The organism is Paenibacillus tyrphae, assembly GCF_027925525.1.
GTDB classification, from domain to species: domain Bacteria; phylum Bacillota; class Bacilli; order Paenibacillales; family NBRC-103111; genus Paenibacillus_G; species Paenibacillus_G tyrfis_B.
Genome location: NZ_BSDJ01000037.1, coordinates 24,075 through 41,632 on the forward strand (window position 1 = coordinate 24,075; position 17,558 = coordinate 41,632).

The window sequence follows — 17,558 nt, forward strand, 5'->3', positions numbered from 1 at the left end:
GAAATAAAGCGTTTATACTATAGGTTAAGACAGGAAGCAGGCTATCTTTTTATGCACAATCCACTTCATCGTCGCTCTTCCAAAATCATCGGCCTGATCGCAGCTCTCGTGCTGCTCGCTCTGGCTATGGCGGCCAGCGTCATGTTCGGCCTTAACTATTATTCTTGGGACCGCGTTATCGCATCCTATACGCAGTTTGACGGCTCCAACGAGCACATTATCATCCAGACGGCGCGAGTCCCCCGGGCACTTATCGCTGCGGCGGTCGGCGCAGGCCTCGCCGTAGCTGGCGCGCTGATGCAAGCCATTACCCGCAATCCGCTCGCATCGCCGAGTATTTTCGGCGTCAATGCCGGAGCGGCGTTTGCCATTGTTTTATCCGTCGCCCTGTTCGACGTCTCGGGCATGACCCGATATACCTGGATCGCATTCCTGGGCGCTGCCGTCAGCGCGGGAGGCGTCTACTTTCTCGGCTCGATCGGGCGCGACGGCCTGACCCCGATCAAGATTACGCTGGCCGGGTCGGCCGTCACCGCCTTCTTCGCGTCGCTGACCCAAGGCATCCTGCTCGGCAGCGGCAAAGCGTTCGATCAAGTGCTCTTCTGGCTCGTTGGCTCAGTGGCCGGACGGACGATGGAGATGCTTAACGCGGTTCTGCCTTATATGCTCGCGGCCTTGGTAGGAGCCCTGCTCCTCTCGCCGCAAATCAACGTGCTGGCGATGGGCGAGGACGTCGCCAAAGGGCTCGGCCAACGCACCCTGCTTGTCAAAGCCGCAGCGGCCGTCGTCATCGTGCTGCTCGCCGGCGGCGCCGTATCCGTAGCGGGACCGGTCGTATTCGTCGGCATCATCGTGCCGCATATCGTCCGCTATCTGGTAGGCATCGATCACCGCTGGCTGATTCCTTACTGCGCCGTGCTTGGCGCGCTGCTGCTGGTTAGCGCCGACATCGGGGCGCGGTTCATCGCCATGCCGAAGGAAGTTCCCGTCGGCGTCACGACCGCCCTGATCGGCGTCCCCTTCTTCGTGTATATTGCGCGCAGAGGAGGGCAGCTGTCATGAGCCGTCAATCCAGCCGATACTTTGCCGTCCGCGGAAAAGCTTTCTCGTATCTTGTCAGCAAAAGAGCGCTGGCCGTCACGTTCCTGCTGCTCTTAGTCACGATTGCCGTCATCATTCTCAGCACCGGCATCGGCAGCGTCTACATCCCGCCGGGCGAAGTCGTCCGTTCGGTCTTCGGCTTCGGAGACGATTCGAGCGAGATGATCGTCCGCTCGCTTCGATTGCCGCGGATTCTGATGGCCGTGCTCGTCGGAGCGTCGCTCGCGGTAGCCGGCGCCATTCTGCAAGGCGTCGTGCGCAACTCGCTGGCTTCGCCCGACACGGTCGGCATGACCGGCGGCGGAACGCTTGGGGCCGTCTCGTTCTTTTTCTTTTTCTCGGATAAAATTACGATTCATCTGCTGCCGGTATTCGCCATCGCCGGCGCCTTCATCGCCACGTTCGTCGTCTATGCCCTTTCGTGGAAAGGAGACGGCGTTACCCCGCTCCGGCTCGTGCTGATCGGCATCGGCTTCGCGGCGGCGATGAGCTCGATCTCGTATATGATGCTAATCTCCGGTCCCGTCGTTCTGGCGAACCAATCGCTTACCTTCATGACCGGAAGCATTTACGGCGTATCCTGGGAGAAATCCGTTACGCCGCTGCTGCCTTGGTTTATTGTGCTGCTGCCGCTGATTATCGTCTATTCGCGGCATGTCAATATCCAGGAGCTCGGCGAGGAAGTCGCCCGCAGCGTAGGCAGCGCCGTCCAGCGCCAGCGGTTCCTGCTGCTGCTGCTCAGCGTCGCCTTGGGCGGAGCCGCCGTAGCGTTCGGCGGAGCGATCGGCTTCATCGGCTTGATGGCGCCGCATATGGCCCGCAAGCTCGTCGGCCCGGCCTTCGGCGCGCTGGTGCCGGTATCCGCGCTCATCGGAGCGCTCGTGCTGCTGCTGTCCGACCTCGCCGGCCGGACGCTATTTGCGCCGCTCGATATTCCTGCCGGCGTATTCACCGCCTGCATCGGCGCGCCGTTCTTTGTCTATTTGCTGTACCGCAGCCGCAACCGTTAATTTTGTTATCAACCTGTCGATATCGATGCGAAGCCTTGTCACGGACACCATGTAAAACAGAGAAGCCCGGCCTGTCGACACCGTTCCATCTGCGCCATGTCTGATTATCGCCGAGCTTCGAGACCGAAGGAGAAGATTTTATGACTGCCATCCAATCGAACGACCTGTGCCTCTGTTATGGGGATACGTGCATTTTTCAAGAGCTGAACATCAAAATTCCGAAAGGAAAAATAACGGTGTTTATCGGCGGCAACGGCTGCGGCAAATCGACCCTGCTCCGCTCTCTGGCCCGGCTGCTCAAGCCGCAAAGCGGACAAGTGGTGCTCGACGGCAGCAACATCGCGACGATGTCCACCAAGGAAGTCGCCAGACGCATGGCGATTCTTCCGCAAGGCCCCGCGGCTCCGGAAGGTTTGACGGTGCTTCAGCTTGTCAAGCAAGGCCGCTACCCGTATCAAAACTGGCTCCAGCAGTGGTCCAAGGAAGACGAAGCCATGGTGCAGCGCGCACTTGAGCTGACGCACATGAAGCCGCTCGCCGAGCGTACGGTCGATTCCTTGTCCGGCGGCCAGCGCCAGCGGGCCTGGATCGCCATGACGCTGGCCCAAGGCACGCCGACGATTCTGCTCGACGAACCGACGACGTACCTTGATCTGGCGCACCAAATCGAAGTGCTCGATCTGCTGTATGAGCTGAACGAAAGCGAGCAGCGCACCATCGTCATGGTACTTCATGACATTAACCTTGCCTGCCGCTATGCGCATAACATCGTAGCCATCAAAGACCGTAAAGTCTGGGCCGAAGGCCGACCGCAGGATATCGTCAACGAAGACTTGATCCGCAGCGTGTTCGAGCTCGAATCGCGGATCGTCGAGGACCCGCTGTTCGGCACACCGATGGTCGTTCCTTTCGGCAGAGGCAAGCAGCCTCTGGCAGCCCAAACGGCGGCTCCAAAGCTCGCAGTGGCCGGGAAGTATTAAAGATACCGAATAAGCGCCTCTCCTGCAAAAGGAGTCAGGCGCTTTATTTTTTCCGCGATTAGGGAACACTAATTCGAAAATAGACAGGGAGGAATAGCCTTGCGCGCTTTTTCCTATTACGTGCATAACTATTGGCTGTCGGGTATTTTGGTAGTCGGAGCGATAGGGGCTGTTTTTTACGTTTATCGAAATTGGGACAAAATCATGATTAAAGGAAGCGGACGCAAGTAGGCAAGGCTTCGCCGCACGCAAAAAACCGGGGCAAAGGAATCGTTTCCTTACCCCGGTTCGTATTTACACGAGCGCTTTCTTCGCAATGTCCGTACGATTGTGCTTGCCTTGGAAACGGATGCGATCGGCATCCGCATAAGCTTTGGCGCGGGCCTCGGCAATATCGCGGCCAAGCGCAGTTACGCCGAGCACGCGGCCGCCGTTGGTCACGACTCCGCCGTCCTTGATGGCCGTTCCTGCGTGGAATACGATCGAATCTTGCACGTCCTCCAAGCCTTCGATCGGAAGTCCTTTCGGATACGAGGCAGGATAGCCTTCGGACGCTAAAATGACGCAAACGGCCGCTTCCTCGCTCCACTCGATCTCCATCTGATCCAGCCTTCCGTTGACCGCAGCGAGGAAAATGTCCAGCAAATCGGTTTTCAGCCGCGGCAGCACGACCTGCGTCTCAGGGTCGCCGAAGCGGGCGTTGAACTCGATCGTCTTCGGTCCGTTCGGTGTCAGCATCAGGCCGGCGAATAATACGCCGCGGAACGGCCGCCCTTCGGCAACCATCGCTTTGGCCGTCGGCTTAATGATCGTCTCGATCGATTCGTCGATCACGGCTTGCGGGATGTGCGGCAGCGGGCTGTAGGTGCCCATTCCGCCGGTGTTCGGTCCCTTGTCGTTATCGTAAACGGCCTTATGGTCCTGTGCAGGAACCATCGGGCATACCGTTTCGCCGTCGACGAAAGAAAGAATCGACATTTCCTGTCCGGTAAGGAACTCCTCAATCACGACCTGATTGCCGGATTCGCCGAACACTTTGGCGACCATAATGTCGTGCAGCGCTTTTTCCGCTTCGTCCAGCGTCTGCGCCACGACGACCCCTTTGCCTGCCGCGAGGCCGTCCGCTTTAATGACGATAGGCGCTTGCTGCCGGCGCAGATAAGCGACCGCATCCTCGTACCGCTCGAACGATTCGTAAGCGGCCGTCGGAATGTTATATTTTCTCAGCAACTGCTTGGTGAATACTTTGCTGCCTTCGATAATCGCCGCATTTTGGCGGGGGCCGAACACGGTCAAACCTTTCGCTTCCAAGTGATCGACGATGCCCTCCGACAGCGGATCGTCCGGGCCGATGACGACCAGATCGATCGTATGGTCGATGGCAAACTGCGCAATCTCCTCGAATTGGTTCACTTGAATCGGGACGCATTCGGCTACCGACGCGATGCCCCCGTTCCCCGGCGCACAGTACAGCTCCGTGACTTTGGGGCTTTTCTTCAGCGCCCAGCATATCGCATGCTCGCGGCCGCCGCCGCCTACAACCAGTATCCGCACGTTCAGGCTCCTCCTATTCTTTGTTGACGATCAGCAGCTCGGTTTCTCCGCTTCCGATCCGTACCGTTTTGACGAGCAGCGAGATGCGGTTCTCGTCGTTCAGCGCCTGCCAATAGGCATCCGCGATCTGCCGTACGTCGTCGCCGGCAATCGGGACAAGCGCCGGTTCGCCCTGGAACGAAGGCAGCGGGTTCCCGTCGCCGGCATACGTATGAATACAGTGACCGTAGCCCGGCAGCGCCTTCTCGTACGTATACGTATGACGAAGGGTCTGATCCTCCGTATTGCCGCTCGATTTCAGGATCGAGAGCTTATAGGCAAATTGCCCGTCGTTCACATCGATCAAACCGCTGATTCGCGGCGTAAAGTTCGGTGCGTCCGGCTCGTACGTCCGGGTGGCCAGCGCGGCTTCGAACGTGCTGCCGGAAAGCAGCGCCTCATGAATCGTATCGGTCTGATCGCCGTTCGTGACGATATGCGCGCCGTTCGCGTGCTTCACCGGGTAGTAGATGATGAGCGACGGATCGGTGAGCTTCGCCGGGTTCTTCGCTTCGGTGCGGACAAATCCGTTGTCCTCCTGAATAAATACGCGATTGCGGCTGTTCTCGCTGCGCCCCATGATCCAATACACCTGCACGAGTCGGGTGCCGTCCGGCGTCTGCCCGATCACGATGCCGCGGCCCGGGTACACATTTTGCCGCAAACTTTGAAAATATTGCTCCGCTTGCGCGGCTCTGTTCGTCGACACTTGAGTATTCCTCCTCAGAGCATTGCGAAGCAATGCTCGCTTCGTAAGCATAAGCTTGGGCATTATTGCGCAATGCCTGCTTCGTTTCTTAATGGTGGAACAAACGGACTCCCGAATAAGCCATCACCATGCCGTAATCGTTGGCCGCTTTCACGACTTCTTCGTCGCGCATCGAGCTGCCTGCCTGCACGACGTATTTGACGCCGCTGCGGCTGGCACGGTCTAGGTTGTCGCGGAACGGCAGGAAGGCGTCGGAGCCGTAGGAAACGCCCTGCAGCTTATTCAGCCATTCGCGTTTCTCTTCGCGCGTCAGACGCGCCGGCACTTGCTCGAAGCAAGCTTCCCAAGCCGCCTGCTCCACCGGTGTCAGCTCTTCTTCCAGCCACAGATCGATGGCGTTGTTTTGCTCCGCGCGGGAGAGCCCTTGACGGAAAGGCATGTTCAGCGCCGTCGGGTGCTGGCGAAGGAACCAGCGGTCCGCTTTGTCTCCGGCCAGACGGGTACAGTGAATGCGCGATTGCTGGCCGGCGCCGATCCCGATGGTTTGACCGTCTAACGTATAGCAGATCGAGTTGGATTGCGTATATTTCAGCGTCACGAGTGCAATAAGAAGATCGCGTTTCGCGTACTCCGGAAGCTCTTTGTTGTCCGTAACGATGCGTTCCAGCGCCGTTTCGTCGATGACGGCATCATTGCGTTCCTGCTGCAGCGTCATGCCGAACAGTGTACGGGCTTCGACCGGATTCGGAACATAATCCGGATCGATTTGGAGAATCAGGTAGCCGCCGTTTTTCTTGGCGCGGAGAATCTCCAGCGCTTCGTCGGTATATCCCGGGGCCACGACCAAGTCGGATACTTCCCGCTTCAACAGCTGCGCCGTCGAGGCGTCCACAATATCGCTGAGCGCGGCGGCATCGCCGAACGAGGACATGCGGTCGGCACCGCGGGCCCGTGCATAGGCGGTCGCGAGCGGCGACAGCTCCAAGCCTTCTACGAAGTAAGCTTTCTTCAGCTCGGGCGTCAGTGGCGCAGCTACGGCTGCTCCGGCCGGGCTTACATGCTTGAACGAGGCAGCGGCAGGCAGCCCCGTTGCGCGGCGCAGCTCCCGAGCGAGCTGGAAGCCGTTAAAAGCATCCAGCAGATTGATGAAGCCAGGGTCGCCGTTCACTACTTTGATCGGCAGCGTTCCTTCCCCGATCAGCTTCGCTTGCTTTTGATGCGGGTTCATTCCGTAACGGAGCTCCAATACTTGCGTTTGATTCGTCGTTTGGCTCATGGTGCGGTCCCGTCCTCCTTAGGTTTGTTGGCGGCATCCTCCAAGCAGATGCTTCCCGTGGCAATTGCCTGTATCACTTCGGGGTACAATCGGTGCTCGATGCGGTGAATCCGCTCGGCGACGGAAGCCTCCGTATCGCCGAGTTCAATATCCAAGGCACGCTGTGCCAGGATCGGCCCGCTGTCTAGGCCCCCGTCGACAAGATGAACGGTCACGCCGGTCACCTTGACTCCGTGCCGCAGCGCTTGCCCAACGGCATCGAGACCCGGGAACGATGGCAGCAGCGAAGGGTGAATATTCAGCATGCGCCCCCAATACGCGTCCACCAGCACCTTGGTCACGATGCGCATATACCCTGCAAGAACGACAAGCTCGACTTGCTTTTGCTGTAGCATCGTCAAAATTTCCCGCTCATACGTTTCGCGCGAATCGTAGTCTTTCGGACGAAACGTATGAACAGGCACGCCGGCCTGCTTGGCCCGTTCAACTACCCCTGCATTTGGCCGGTCACAGACCAAAAGCTCGATGCGCGCATCGAGCCGGCCTACCATTGCCGCATCCGCAATCGCCTGGAAGTTACTTCCGCTACCCGAGGCAAATACGGCAATACGCAACGGTTCGGTTCTCATACAACCGCCCCGGTAAACGTAACTTTACGCTCCCCTGCCGTTACACGGCCGAGCGTATAAGCTTTCTCGCCATGCTGCGCGAACAGCTCGGCAGCCTGTGCCGCCTGCTCCTCCGCCACGATGACGACCATGCCAATCCCCATGTTGAACGTCCGGAACATATCGTTGTTGCTGATGCCGCCTTCCCGCTGCATCAACTGGAAAATCGGCAAAATCGGCCAGGAGCCGTAATCGATCTCGACGTTGACGCCCTCCGGCAGCACGCGCGGAATGTTCTCCAAGAAGCCGCCGCCTGTAATGTGCGCCATTCCTTTAATCGATACCTCTTCGAGCACCGCCAGCACCGGTTTGACATAAAGCTTCGTCGGAACGAGCAGTGTGTCGCCCAGACGGCCGTCCAACTCGTCGATCGTATCGTGCAAGGCGTAGCCTTTGTCTTCCAGCAGCAGCTTGCGCACCAGCGAGAAACCGTTGCTGTGAACGCCGCTCGAAGCGAGACCAAGGACGACGTCGCCCGGACGGATCGTGGAGCCGTCGATGATCTTCTTCTTGTCGACGATGCCGACCGTAAAACCCGCGATATCGTACTCGCCCTCGCTGTACATGCCCGGCATTTCCGCCGTTTCGCCGCCGATCAGCGCGCAGCCCGACTGCACGCAGCCGTCGCTGATACCTTTAACGATCGCTTCGATTTTCTCCGGAATGACCTTGTCGCAGGCGAGATAATCGAGGAAAAAGAGCGGCTCCGCGCCCTGCACGACAATATCGTTCACGCACATTGCCACGGCATCGATGCCGATGGTGTCGTGCTTGTCCATCGCAAAAGCGATTTTCAGCTTCGTGCCGACACCGTCCGTACCGGAAACGAGCACCGGCTCTTCGTATTTGTCCTTGTTCAGGCCGAACAGCGCGCCGAAGCCGCCGAGGTCTGTTAGCACTTCCGGACGGAAGGTCGTCTTGACGTGCTTCTTCATGCGCTCTACCGCTTCGTTGCCGGCCGCGATATCGACACCGGCTTGTTTATATGCATCGGACACTTGGATTGTTCCTCCCCAAAAGTGGTTGGCTGCGCTTGTTCCGGCTCCAGTTCGTGCTGTCTGCCTGCGGCCGCTCTTGAAAACGGGTTATCTTCATTGATATTAGCAGTGGAAATAACCCGTTTTCAAAGGCGGCACGTAAACTCTCCGGCAGACACACGAACCTCCGCCTAAGCGCTCCGTCAAAAATTTTGCGCAGGAAAATCTGCGCTATCGTAAAAAGGCGGTCCGGGCAGCCCGGGACCGCCGGGTTAGGTCAAAAGCTTGCGAGCGGCCTCGCCGCAATCAATCGCAGCCGCAACCAAGGGCGGCTTCGTCGGGAACCGGCGTCGGATAGCGGTTGTCGAAGCAGGCCGTGCATAGCCCGCGGTTGACTTCCACGTTCGGACGGCCGATGGCCGTGAGCAGCCCCTCGTGGCTGAGAAAATGCAGCGAGTCGGCATTGATCGCCTCGCGGATTTCTTCCACCGATTTTACCGCGGCGATCAGTTCCTGGCGGCTCGGCGTGTCGATTCCGTAGAAGCACGGATTCGCGAACGGCGGCGAGCTGATGCGTACGTGCACTTCCTTCGCGCCGGCCTCGCGCAGCAGGTTAACGATGCGCAGCGAGGTCGTGCCGCGCACGATCGAGTCGTCGATCATGACGACGCGTTTGCCTTCGACGATGCTGCGCACCGCCGACAGCTTCATCTTGACGCCCTGCTCGCGCAGCTCCTGGCTCGGCTGGATGAACGTCCGGCCGGTGTAACGGTTTTTGATCAGGCCGAGCTCGTACGGAATGCCCGTCTGCTCCGCGTAGCCGATCGCGGCGGAAATACTGGAATCCGGTACCCCGGTGACAATGTCGGCATCGACGAACGCTTCGATCGCCAGCTGGCGTCCCATCCGCTTGCGCGCGGAATGGATATTCGTCTCGTCAATGTCGCTGTCCGGCCGGGCGAAATAAATGTATTCCATCGCGCAGATCGCGCGCTGCTTGATCGGCGAGAACCGGTCTTCCGTCACTGCGCCGGTTTTGAAGTCCAGCACCAGCAGCTCGCCCGGCTCAACGTCGCGGTAATACTTGCCGCCGACCGTGTCGAATGCACAGGATTCGGAAGCAAACAGCCACGCGTTGCCAAGACGGCCTATCACAAAAGGCCGCAGGCCATGCGGGTCGCGCGCGACGATCAGCTTGTCCTTCGTCAAAAACATAAACGCATACGCGCCCTCTACCCGGAGCAGCGTCTCCTTCACGGCGGAGACGATATCGTTCTGCTTCGACCGGGCGATCAAGTGCGCTACGACTTCCGTATCGCTGGTCGTTTGGAAAATAGACCCTTCTTTTTCCAGCTGCTCCTTGATTTCCGGCGCATTGGTCAAGTTGCCGTTCGTAGCAATCGCCAGATCGCCTCCGCGGTATTTGAACACGAGCGGCTGCGCATTGGCCAGTTTGCTTTCGCCCGACGTCGAATAACGCACGTGTCCGATCGAAGCGCTCCCGGTCATGGGGGCGAGGTTGTCGTTGTTGAATACTTCCTTCACAAGCCCCATGCCACGGTGATAATGAAACGACTCGCCGTTCGCTACGCAGATGCCCGCGCTTTCCTGTCCGCGGTGCTGCAGCGCATGGAGGCCGTAGTACGAGAGCGAAGCGGCTTCGGAATGCCCGAATACGCCGAAAACTCCGCACTCTTCCCCCAGCTTGTCCATAATGCTGTCTTGGCCGGTATGGCCTTCGTTATAGTAGCGTCCGGTCCAGAGCGGCACAGCCGCTCCGGAACCCGAACGAACGATTTTCGCTGCCTCTTGTCCCTGTCCGCCGATCAACTGTTCATCAGACATGGAATCGCATCCTTCCAAACCTTTTCTAGTTCCGTCACAGATGCATCAATAACCGGTGTTCCATTGACTTGAAGTTGGAGCGAGCTGCCGCCGACCGTACCGAGCGCTTGCATCGGCACGCCGCGCTCTGCCAGAAGCTTTTGCAGCGCTTCGGCTTTGTCCGGAGCGGCGCTTAGCAGAAGGCGGGATTGGCTCTCGCTGAACAGCGCAATATCCGGGCGCAGCTCCGTTGCGAAGTTCACCTTCGCACCGAGACGGCCGCTCATGCAGCTCTCGGCCAGCGCGACAGCCAGCCCGCCTTCGGACAGGTCGTGCGCCGATGCGACAAGCCCTTGCTGAATCGCGGTCAGTACCGCATCCAGCAGCGTTTTTTCCACGTCCAGATCGATTTGCGGCGGACGGCCTTCCGTTACGCCGTGCACGATATATTGGAACTCGCTGCCGCCCAGCTCCGCTTTCGTCTGGCCGAGCAGCAGGATCACGTCGCCTTCGCGCTTGAAGCCCTGCGTCGTAATATGGTCGGTGTCATGCACCAAGCCGACCATTCCGACGACCGGCGTCGGATAAATCCCGCCTTTGGCGTTCTCGTTGTACAAGCTGACGTTGCCGCCGATGACCGGCGTATTCAGCTTGCGGCAAGCTTCGGCCATGCCGTCGACGGATTTCTCCAGCTGCCAGAAAATTTCCGGCTTCTCCGGGCTGCCGAAGTTCAGGTTGTCCGTAATTGCCAGCGGCTCCGCGCCGGAGCAAACGTTGTTGCGCGCCGCTTCCGCCACGGCGATGCGGCCGCCAACTTCGGGATCGAGGTATACAAAACGTCCGTTGCAGTCCGTGGACATGGACAGCGCCTTGCGGGAGCCGCGAATCGTCACGACCGCCGCGTCGGAGCCCGGCTGAACCGCCGTGCTGGTACGCACCATATAATCGTATTGGTTATAAATCCATTCTTTGTTTGCTACCGTAGGGGAAGCCAGCACCTGCTTGAGCGCGCCGTTCAAATCCGTCACTTCCGGGTAACGAAGCGTATCGATCTTGCCGTTCTCTTCATAATAAGCCGGTACCGCGGAAGGCTTATGATACATCGGGCAATCATCTACGAGCGCTTTGACTGGCATATCGCCAACCAGCTCGCCCTTATGATACAGCTTCAGGTTGCCGTCGTCGGTCACTTTGCCGACCTTCGCGCAGTGCAGCCCCCAACGCTCGAAAATCGCTTTGGCCTGAGCCTCGTGCTCCGGCTTCACCACGAACAGCATCCGCTCCTGCGATTCCGACAGCATCATCTCGTAAGGCGTCATGCCTTCCTCGCGCTGCGGTACCTCGTCCAGATACAGCTCCATGCCGTTGCCGGCCTTGCTTGCCATCTCCGAGCTGGAGCAGGTCAAGCCTGCGGCGCCCATATCCTGAATGCCGACGACGATGCCGGAATCAATCAGCTCCAGGCACGCTTCCAGTACCAGCTTTTCCATAAACGGATCGCCGACCTGCACCGCCGAACGCTTCGCTTCGGACTCCGCCGTCAAATCTTCGGAGGCGAACGTCGCGCCGTGAATGCCGTCGCGTCCCGTCGCCGGGCCGACGTAGAAGACCGGGTTGCCGACGCCTTTGGCGACGCCCTTCTGGATCTTGTCGTGATCGATGAGGCCGACACACATCGCATTGACGAGCGGGTTACCTTCATAGCTCTCGTCGAACATGACTTCGCCGCCGACTGTCGGAATGCCGATACAGTTCCCGTACCCGGCAATCCCCGAAACGACGTGCTCGAACAAATATTTGACGCGATCATTGCTGAGACGTCCGAAACGCAAGCTGTTCAATACCGCCACCGGGCGTGCGCCCATCGAGAAAATATCGCGGATAATGCCGCCGACTCCCGTCGCTGCGCCTTGGTAAGGCTCGACTGCCGAAGGATGGTTATGGCTTTCGATTTTGAACACAACCGCTTGGTTGTCGCCGATATCGACGATGCCCGCACCCTCGCCCGGTCCCATCAGGACGCGCGGTCCGCTTGTCGGGAATTTGCGGAGAACCGCCTTCGAGTTTTTATAGGAGCAGTGCTCGGACCACATGACGCTGAACACGCCGATCTCGACGTAGTTCGGCTTCCGGCCCAAAAACCCGCAAATTTTGTCATACTCCGCATCCGATACGCCGAACTGCTTGTAAATCTGCTGCTCGGCAATTTGCTCTGCCGTTGGTTCCTTAGCCGATAGCTGCTGCGCCATGCTTCTCCCTCCAGGTGCTCAAAATCGATGTAAACATCTTCCGTCCGTCCGCCGAGCCGAGCAGCTCGTGCACCGCCCGCTCCGGATGCGGCATCATGCCCAGCACGTTGCCCGCCCGGTTGCAAATTCCGGCAATATCGTCGACCGAGCCGTTCGGGTTGTTACCGGCTTCGTAACGGAACACGATCTGGTTGTTCGCTTTCAGCTCCGTCAGCGTCGCCTCGTCGCAATAATAGTTGCCTTCGCCGTGGGCGATCGGAATGTTGATCAGCTCGCCCTTTGTATAGTCCGAAGTAAACGGCGTATTCGTATTTTCCACCTGCAGCATGGCTGCGTGGCAGCGAAATTTGAGCGACCGGTTGCGCAGCATGCCTCCTGGAAGCAAACCCGATTCCAGCAAAATCTGGAAACCATTGCAAATACCCAGAATGTATTTTCCTTCCTCTGCCGCTTTCACCAAAGCGCTCATCACCGGGGCAAAACGGGCTATCGCGCCGCAGCGCAGGTAGTCGCCGTACGAGAAGCCGCCGGGAATAAGAATACAATCATATTTCGATAAGTCCGTTTCCGTATGCCATACGTAATCCACTGGCTGTCCGATCGTATCCTCTACCGCTTTGTAGCAGTCGATATCGCAGTTGGAGCCGGGGAATACCAACACCGCGAAATTCATCACGCGCGCCTCCTTTTGATTAACCCTGTACCAGCTCGAAACGGTAATCCTCGATCACGGTGTTCGCGAGCAGCTTCTCGCACATCGCTTTCAACCGCTCTTCCGCCGCAGCCCGGTCGTTTGTGTTCAGTTCCACTTCCAAATATTTACCGATTCTCACCTTGTCCACTTCGTCGAAGCCCATCGAGTGGAGCGCACCCTGTACGGCGGTTCCTTGCACATCCAGAACGCTTTGCTTGATCGTTACGTATACCGTTGCTTTGAACATTAGGAAAAGTACCTCCCACATTAAGTTAATCATTTTAGGCCTATCCTGAAGCGCGTTATCCGCGGAGCGGCAGCTTGCCGCCCCGGCAAGCCAGCTTACCCTTGCACCAAACGGTTATAGATATCGCGGTAACGCCGGGAAGTCTCCTCCACCACATGCGGCGGCAGCGGGTCCGGCTCGCTGTTTTTGTCCCAATCCGTGCCGGACAAATACGTCCGGACCGGCTCTTTGTCCATGCCGTCGATCTCGATGTCGAGCTCGTACTTGCTTTTGTCCCAGAAGCGGGAGGAATCCGGCGTAAAAATTTCGTCGATCAAGATGATTTCGCCGTCGATCAGACCAAATTCGAACTTCGTATCCGCCAAGATGATGCCGCGCGCCTCGCAAAACTCCCGCGCAAACTCGTACAGCCGAATGCTTTTCTCTTGAAGCTGCTGCGTTAACTCCGCGCCGACCAGCTCGGTCATCCGTTCGATCGAGATGTCCTCGTCGTGGCCGACGTCGTTCTTCGCGGCAGGCGTGAAAATCGGCTGCGGAAACCGTTCGTTTTTCCGCATACCCGCCGGCAGCTTGTGCCCGTTTACTTCGCCGGTTTGCTGGTACTGCCGCCAGCCGCCGCCGGTAATGTAGCCGCGCACGACGCATTCGATGTCGATCCGCTGCGCCTTTTTCGTGACCATGAACCGGTCCTTCATGATCTCGCGGTCCGTGACCAGCTCCCCGAGCCGGTCCACGTCGGCATGCACCAGATGATTCGGCTGGATGTCTGCCGTCCGCTCGAACCAGAAGCGGCTGAGCGAATTCAGCACGTTGCCTTTGTCCGGCACCGCCGGGCTCAGCACCCAGTCGAACGCAGAGATGCGGTCGGTGACCGCGATCAGGTAGTGCTCGCCGAGATCGTACAACTCCCGGACCTTGCCTTTGTAGAGCAGTGGCGCCTTCACGTAAGGCTCGGCGCTCGAAATGGCCGTTGTCGTCGTTCCACTCATCGCTTCGTCAGGCCTCCCCCGTTTAGATCAGCTCAAGCCGAGACGCTTGAAAATCGTATCGACATGCTTCAAATGCCAGCTTGGGTTGAACGCGTCGTCGATCTCTTCCAGGCTCAGATGCTCCCGGATCGCCGGCGTATTCTCGATAATGTCGCGGAACGAACGCTGCTCTTCCCAAGCTTGCATCGCGCGCGGCTGCACCGTATCATACGCTTGCTCGCGGCTGAAGCCTTTGTCGATCAGCTTCGTCATGACACGGCCGGAGAACGGCACACCGTACGTGCTTTGCATGTTGCGCTTCATGTTTTCCGGGAACACCGTCAGGTTTTTCACGATGTTGCCCAGGCGGTTCAGCATGTAGTTGAGCAGGATCGTCGCATCCGGCAAAATGATCCGCTCGACCGAGGAGTGCGAAATATCGCGCTCATGCCACAGCGTCACGTTCTCGTAAGCGGAAACCATATGGCCGCGGATGACCCGCGCCAGTCCGGAGATGCTTTCGCAGCCGATCGGATTGCGCTTGTGCGGCATCGCGGACGAGCCTTTTTGCCCCTTGGCGAACGGCTCCTCCACCTCGCGGAATTCGCTCTTCTGCAGCGCGCGGATTTCCGTCGCGAATTTGTCGAGCGAGGTCGCGATCAGCGCCAGCGTCGCCATGTACTCCGCGTGACGGTCGCGCTGCAGCGTCTGCGTGGAGATCGGCGCCGGCTTCGTGCCGAGCTTGCCGCACACATATTCCTCGACGAACGGATCGATGTTCGCGTACGTGCCGACCGCGCCGGAAATTTTGCCGAACTGCACGCCGTCCGCCGCAAAGCGGAAACGCTCCAGGTTGCGCTTCATTTCCTCGTACCACAGCGCCATTTTCAGCCCGAACGTCGTCGGCTCGGCATGCACGCCGTGCGTCCGTCCCATCATCGCCGTATCTTTGTATGCGACCGCCTTATCCTTCAAAATCTCGATGAAGTTCAGCAGGTCCTTCTCCAGAATCGTGTTGGCCTGCTTGAGCAAGTAACCGAGCGCCGTATCGACTACATCCGTAGAAGTCAAGCCGTAGTGCACCCATTTCCGCTCCGGTCCGAGCGTCTCGGATACCGCACGCGTGAAGGCGATCACATCGTGGCGCGTCTCCTGCTCGATTTCGTAGATGCGGTCGATGTTGAAGCCTGCGTTTTTGCGCAGCTCGACGACATCTTCCTTCGGGATTACGCCCAGTTCCGCCCATGCTTCGCAGGAAAGAATCTCAACTTCGAGCCATGCCTTAAATTTGTTTTCTTCCGTCCAAATGCCGCCCATCTCAGGTCTCGTATAACGATCGATCATGGTTTCTCCATCCTCCGCTTTAATCCGTTTGCTTTATTTGGTGAAATAGTCGCTGCGCGAGCGGATCGTTCCTCCGATCGCTGTTGTCCCCGGATTCTTTTGATTGTATAACCCCTTAAGTTGTTAGAATCCAGGGACAAAGGCGACCGCTACGCTTCTCCAGAACGATCCGCTCCATCCGCTTTTTTTCACCGGGTTTTGATTCCAAACCGTTCTTATTTATATAGCGTCCCATATTTTTGAAGCCTCTATCCAATCGAATGCCGCCTCATGCGAGACCGCGAGCAAGTTCACATGGCCCATCTTGCGGCCGGCTTTGGCTTCCTGCTTCCCGTACAAATGCACCTTCGCCGTCACGCCCGGCACCTGCTCCGCTTCCGGCTTGACGATCCAGTCCAGCAGCGGCTGCACATGCTCGCCCAGCACATTGACCATGACGACCGGCGTCATCAGCGCCGGGTCTCCAAGCGGCAGGTTTGCGATCGCCCGCACATGCTGCTCGAACTGTGACGTCCGGCATGCCTCCATCGTATAGTGGCCGGAATTATGCGGACGCGGCGCCAACTCGTTGACATACAGCTCGCCATCCGCAGTAAGGAACAGCTCGACGGCGATGAGGCCGATCACATCCAGCTCCTCGGCGATCCGCAGCGCCATCCGCTCCGCTTCCCGCTGCACCTCTTCCGGCACTCTGGCCGGTACAATGGACAAGTGCAGAATGTTGTTCACATGCACATTTTCCGCGGCGGGAAAAGCTTTAACCTCCCCGCGCGGACTGCGGGCCGCGATGACCGACAGTTCCTTCGTGAAATGCACGAACTGCTCCAGCACCAGCTCCGTCCGGGCCCGGCTTAGCGTATCGTACGCCTCCTGCACTTCGTCCAGCGAGCGGATCACCCACTGCCCTTTGCCGTCGTATCCGCCCGTCGCCGTCTTCAGCACGCACGGCGTACCGAAGCGGCGTACCGCTTCGCGCAGCTCTTCCGCGCTGCCGATTTCGGCATACGGCGCGACCTTGACGCCTGCGGCTTCAATCGCCCGCTTCTCGCGCAGCCGATGCTGTGTCGTGTACAACAGCTTGCTGCCCTGCGGCACGTACGACTCGGCCATCAGCAGCTTGGTCACATCGGCGTCCACGTTTTCGAACTCGTACGTGATGACGTCGGCCAGCTCCGCAAGCTGCCGGGCGGCATCGACATCATGATAAGGCGCGACGATTTGCCGGTCGGCCACTTGGCCGCAAGGCGAATCCGGCGTCGGGTCCAGCGTCACGAACCGGTAGCCCATGGCGCTTCCGGCCAAAGCCATCATCCGCCCGAGCTGCCCTCCCCCAAGCACGCCGATCGCAGCGCCGGGGGGCAACACTTTCGATGGATCATACGTTCTGTTTTGTTCTGTCTGCCGCGTCATTCCAGCACGCTCTTTTCGATCACAGTTTGCGCGATTTTTTCGCGGCGCTCCGCAACTTTACGCTGCAGCGCCGGATCGAAGGCTCCGAGCATTTGAGCGGCCAGCAGCCCCGCATTCGTCGCTCCGGCATTGCCGATCGCCACGGTGCCGACCGGAATGCCGCCCGGCATCTGAACGATGGACAGCAGCGAATCGAGGCCGTTCAGCGTCGATGACTTCACCGGCACGCCGATCACCGGCAGTACCGTCTTCGCCGCCACCATGCCCGGCAAATGCGCCGCGCCGCCTGCTCCCGCAATAATGACCTTCAATCCGCGTTCCGCCGCCGATGCCGCATACTCGAACATCAGGTCGGGCGTCCGGTGAGCGGAGACGACTTTCTTTTCATAAGGCACTTCGAGCTCGTCCAGCACGTCGCAAGCATGCTTCATCGTTTCCCAGTCGGACTGGCTGCCCATAATGACTCCAACAAGAACAGACATTGGTAACCTCCGTGTCGGTCGCATCG

General features: G+C 58.8%; 17 protein-coding genes. 4 read left to right on the forward strand and 13 right to left on the reverse strand.

The genetic code is table 11. From position 1 onward, the window contains the following. Nucleotides 1-51 precede the first annotated feature (51 nt). The 4 genes from QMG93_RS30190 (at nucleotide 52) to QMG93_RS30205 (ending at nucleotide 3,322) form a co-directional block, all read left to right on the forward strand. Nucleotides 52-1,062, forward strand: coding sequence for a FecCD family ABC transporter permease (locus QMG93_RS30190; RefSeq protein ID WP_281943152.1), 1,011 nt, complete (start codon nucleotides 52-54; stop codon nucleotides 1,060-1,062). Next, entirely contained in the window at nucleotides 1,059-2,111 is a 1,053-nt protein-coding gene (locus QMG93_RS30195) for a FecCD family ABC transporter permease (RefSeq protein WP_281943154.1), read from the forward strand. The genes QMG93_RS30190 and QMG93_RS30195 overlap by 4 nt, the downstream gene beginning before the upstream one ends. 140 nt (nucleotides 2,112-2,251) lie before the next feature. Continuing rightward, on the forward strand, nucleotides 2,252-3,091 hold the full coding sequence (locus tag QMG93_RS30200) for an ABC transporter ATP-binding protein (RefSeq protein ID WP_281943156.1): 840 nt from the start codon (nucleotides 2,252-2,254) through the stop codon (nucleotides 3,089-3,091). Nucleotides 3,092-3,190: 99 nt separating this feature from the next. Continuing rightward, the gene (locus QMG93_RS30205; RefSeq protein ID WP_281943158.1) at nucleotides 3,191-3,322 is read left to right on the forward strand and encodes a hypothetical protein; all 132 of its coding nucleotides are present in this window, start codon (nucleotides 3,191-3,193) and stop codon (nucleotides 3,320-3,322) included. 63 nt (nucleotides 3,323-3,385) lie between these two features. Here QMG93_RS30205 and purD read toward each other — a convergent pair whose 3' ends face one another. From purD to purE, 13 genes are all read right to left on the reverse strand, one after another. Beyond that, nucleotides 3,386-4,645 carry a phosphoribosylamine--glycine ligase gene (gene purD / locus QMG93_RS30210; RefSeq protein WP_281943160.1) on the reverse strand — a complete coding sequence of 420 codons (1,260 nt, stop codon included), beginning with the start codon at nucleotides 4,643-4,645 and terminating at the stop codon, nucleotides 3,386-3,388. Between the two features lie 13 nt (nucleotides 4,646-4,658). Continuing rightward, nucleotides 4,659-5,444 carry an IMP cyclohydrolase gene (locus QMG93_RS30215; protein WP_413789359.1) on the reverse strand — a complete coding sequence of 262 codons (786 nt, stop codon included), beginning with the start codon at nucleotides 5,442-5,444 and terminating at the stop codon, nucleotides 4,659-4,661. A gap of 37 nt (nucleotides 5,445-5,481) precedes the next feature. Next, complete coding sequence (locus QMG93_RS30220) at nucleotides 5,482-6,669, reverse strand: phosphoribosylaminoimidazolecarboxamide formyltransferase (protein WP_281943164.1); 1,188 nt, start codon at nucleotides 6,667-6,669, stop codon at nucleotides 5,482-5,484. Next, the gene (purN, locus tag QMG93_RS30225) at nucleotides 6,666-7,298 is read right to left on the reverse strand and encodes a phosphoribosylglycinamide formyltransferase (protein WP_281943166.1); all 633 of its coding nucleotides are present in this window, start codon (nucleotides 7,296-7,298) and stop codon (nucleotides 6,666-6,668) included. The genes QMG93_RS30220 and purN overlap by 4 nt, the downstream gene beginning before the upstream one ends. Next, nucleotides 7,295-8,335 carry a phosphoribosylformylglycinamidine cyclo-ligase gene (gene purM / locus QMG93_RS30230; protein ID WP_281943168.1) on the reverse strand — a complete coding sequence of 347 codons (1,041 nt, stop codon included), beginning with the start codon at nucleotides 8,333-8,335 and terminating at the stop codon, nucleotides 7,295-7,297. Before purM ends, purN begins: the two co-directional genes overlap by 4 nt. Nucleotides 8,336-8,620: 285 nt before the next feature. Then, nucleotides 8,621-10,159, reverse strand: coding sequence for an amidophosphoribosyltransferase (gene purF / locus QMG93_RS30235; protein ID WP_281943170.1), 1,539 nt, complete (start codon nucleotides 10,157-10,159; stop codon nucleotides 8,621-8,623). Continuing rightward, on the reverse strand, nucleotides 10,141-12,387 hold the full coding sequence (gene purL / locus QMG93_RS30240) for a phosphoribosylformylglycinamidine synthase subunit PurL (RefSeq protein ID WP_281943172.1): 2,247 nt from the start codon (nucleotides 12,385-12,387) through the stop codon (nucleotides 10,141-10,143). The genes purF and purL overlap by 19 nt, the downstream gene beginning before the upstream one ends. Continuing rightward, on the reverse strand, nucleotides 12,365-13,060 hold the full coding sequence (gene purQ, locus QMG93_RS30245; protein ID WP_281943174.1) for a phosphoribosylformylglycinamidine synthase subunit PurQ: 696 nt from the start codon (nucleotides 13,058-13,060) through the stop codon (nucleotides 12,365-12,367). The genes purL and purQ overlap by 23 nt, the downstream gene beginning before the upstream one ends. A gap of 19 nt (nucleotides 13,061-13,079) precedes the next feature. Continuing rightward, nucleotides 13,080-13,328, reverse strand: coding sequence for a phosphoribosylformylglycinamidine synthase subunit PurS (purS, locus tag QMG93_RS30250; RefSeq protein WP_063184372.1), 249 nt, complete (start codon nucleotides 13,326-13,328; stop codon nucleotides 13,080-13,082). Between the two features lie 95 nt (nucleotides 13,329-13,423). Then, entirely contained in the window at nucleotides 13,424-14,317 is an 894-nt protein-coding gene (locus tag QMG93_RS30255) for a phosphoribosylaminoimidazolesuccinocarboxamide synthase (RefSeq protein WP_281943178.1), read from the reverse strand. A 27-nt stretch (nucleotides 14,318-14,344) separates the two neighbouring features. Further along, on the reverse strand, nucleotides 14,345-15,640 hold the full coding sequence (gene purB, locus QMG93_RS30260; protein WP_281943179.1) for an adenylosuccinate lyase: 1,296 nt from the start codon (nucleotides 15,638-15,640) through the stop codon (nucleotides 14,345-14,347). A gap of 219 nt (nucleotides 15,641-15,859) precedes the next feature. Beyond that, nucleotides 15,860-17,050, reverse strand: coding sequence for a 5-(carboxyamino)imidazole ribonucleotide synthase (gene purK / locus QMG93_RS30265; RefSeq protein ID WP_281943181.1), 1,191 nt, complete (start codon nucleotides 17,048-17,050; stop codon nucleotides 15,860-15,862). Further along, the gene (gene purE / locus QMG93_RS30270; protein ID WP_281943183.1) at nucleotides 17,047-17,532 is read right to left on the reverse strand and encodes a 5-(carboxyamino)imidazole ribonucleotide mutase; all 486 of its coding nucleotides are present in this window, start codon (nucleotides 17,530-17,532) and stop codon (nucleotides 17,047-17,049) included. Before purE ends, purK begins: the two co-directional genes overlap by 4 nt. Nucleotides 17,533-17,558 lie beyond the last annotated feature (26 nt).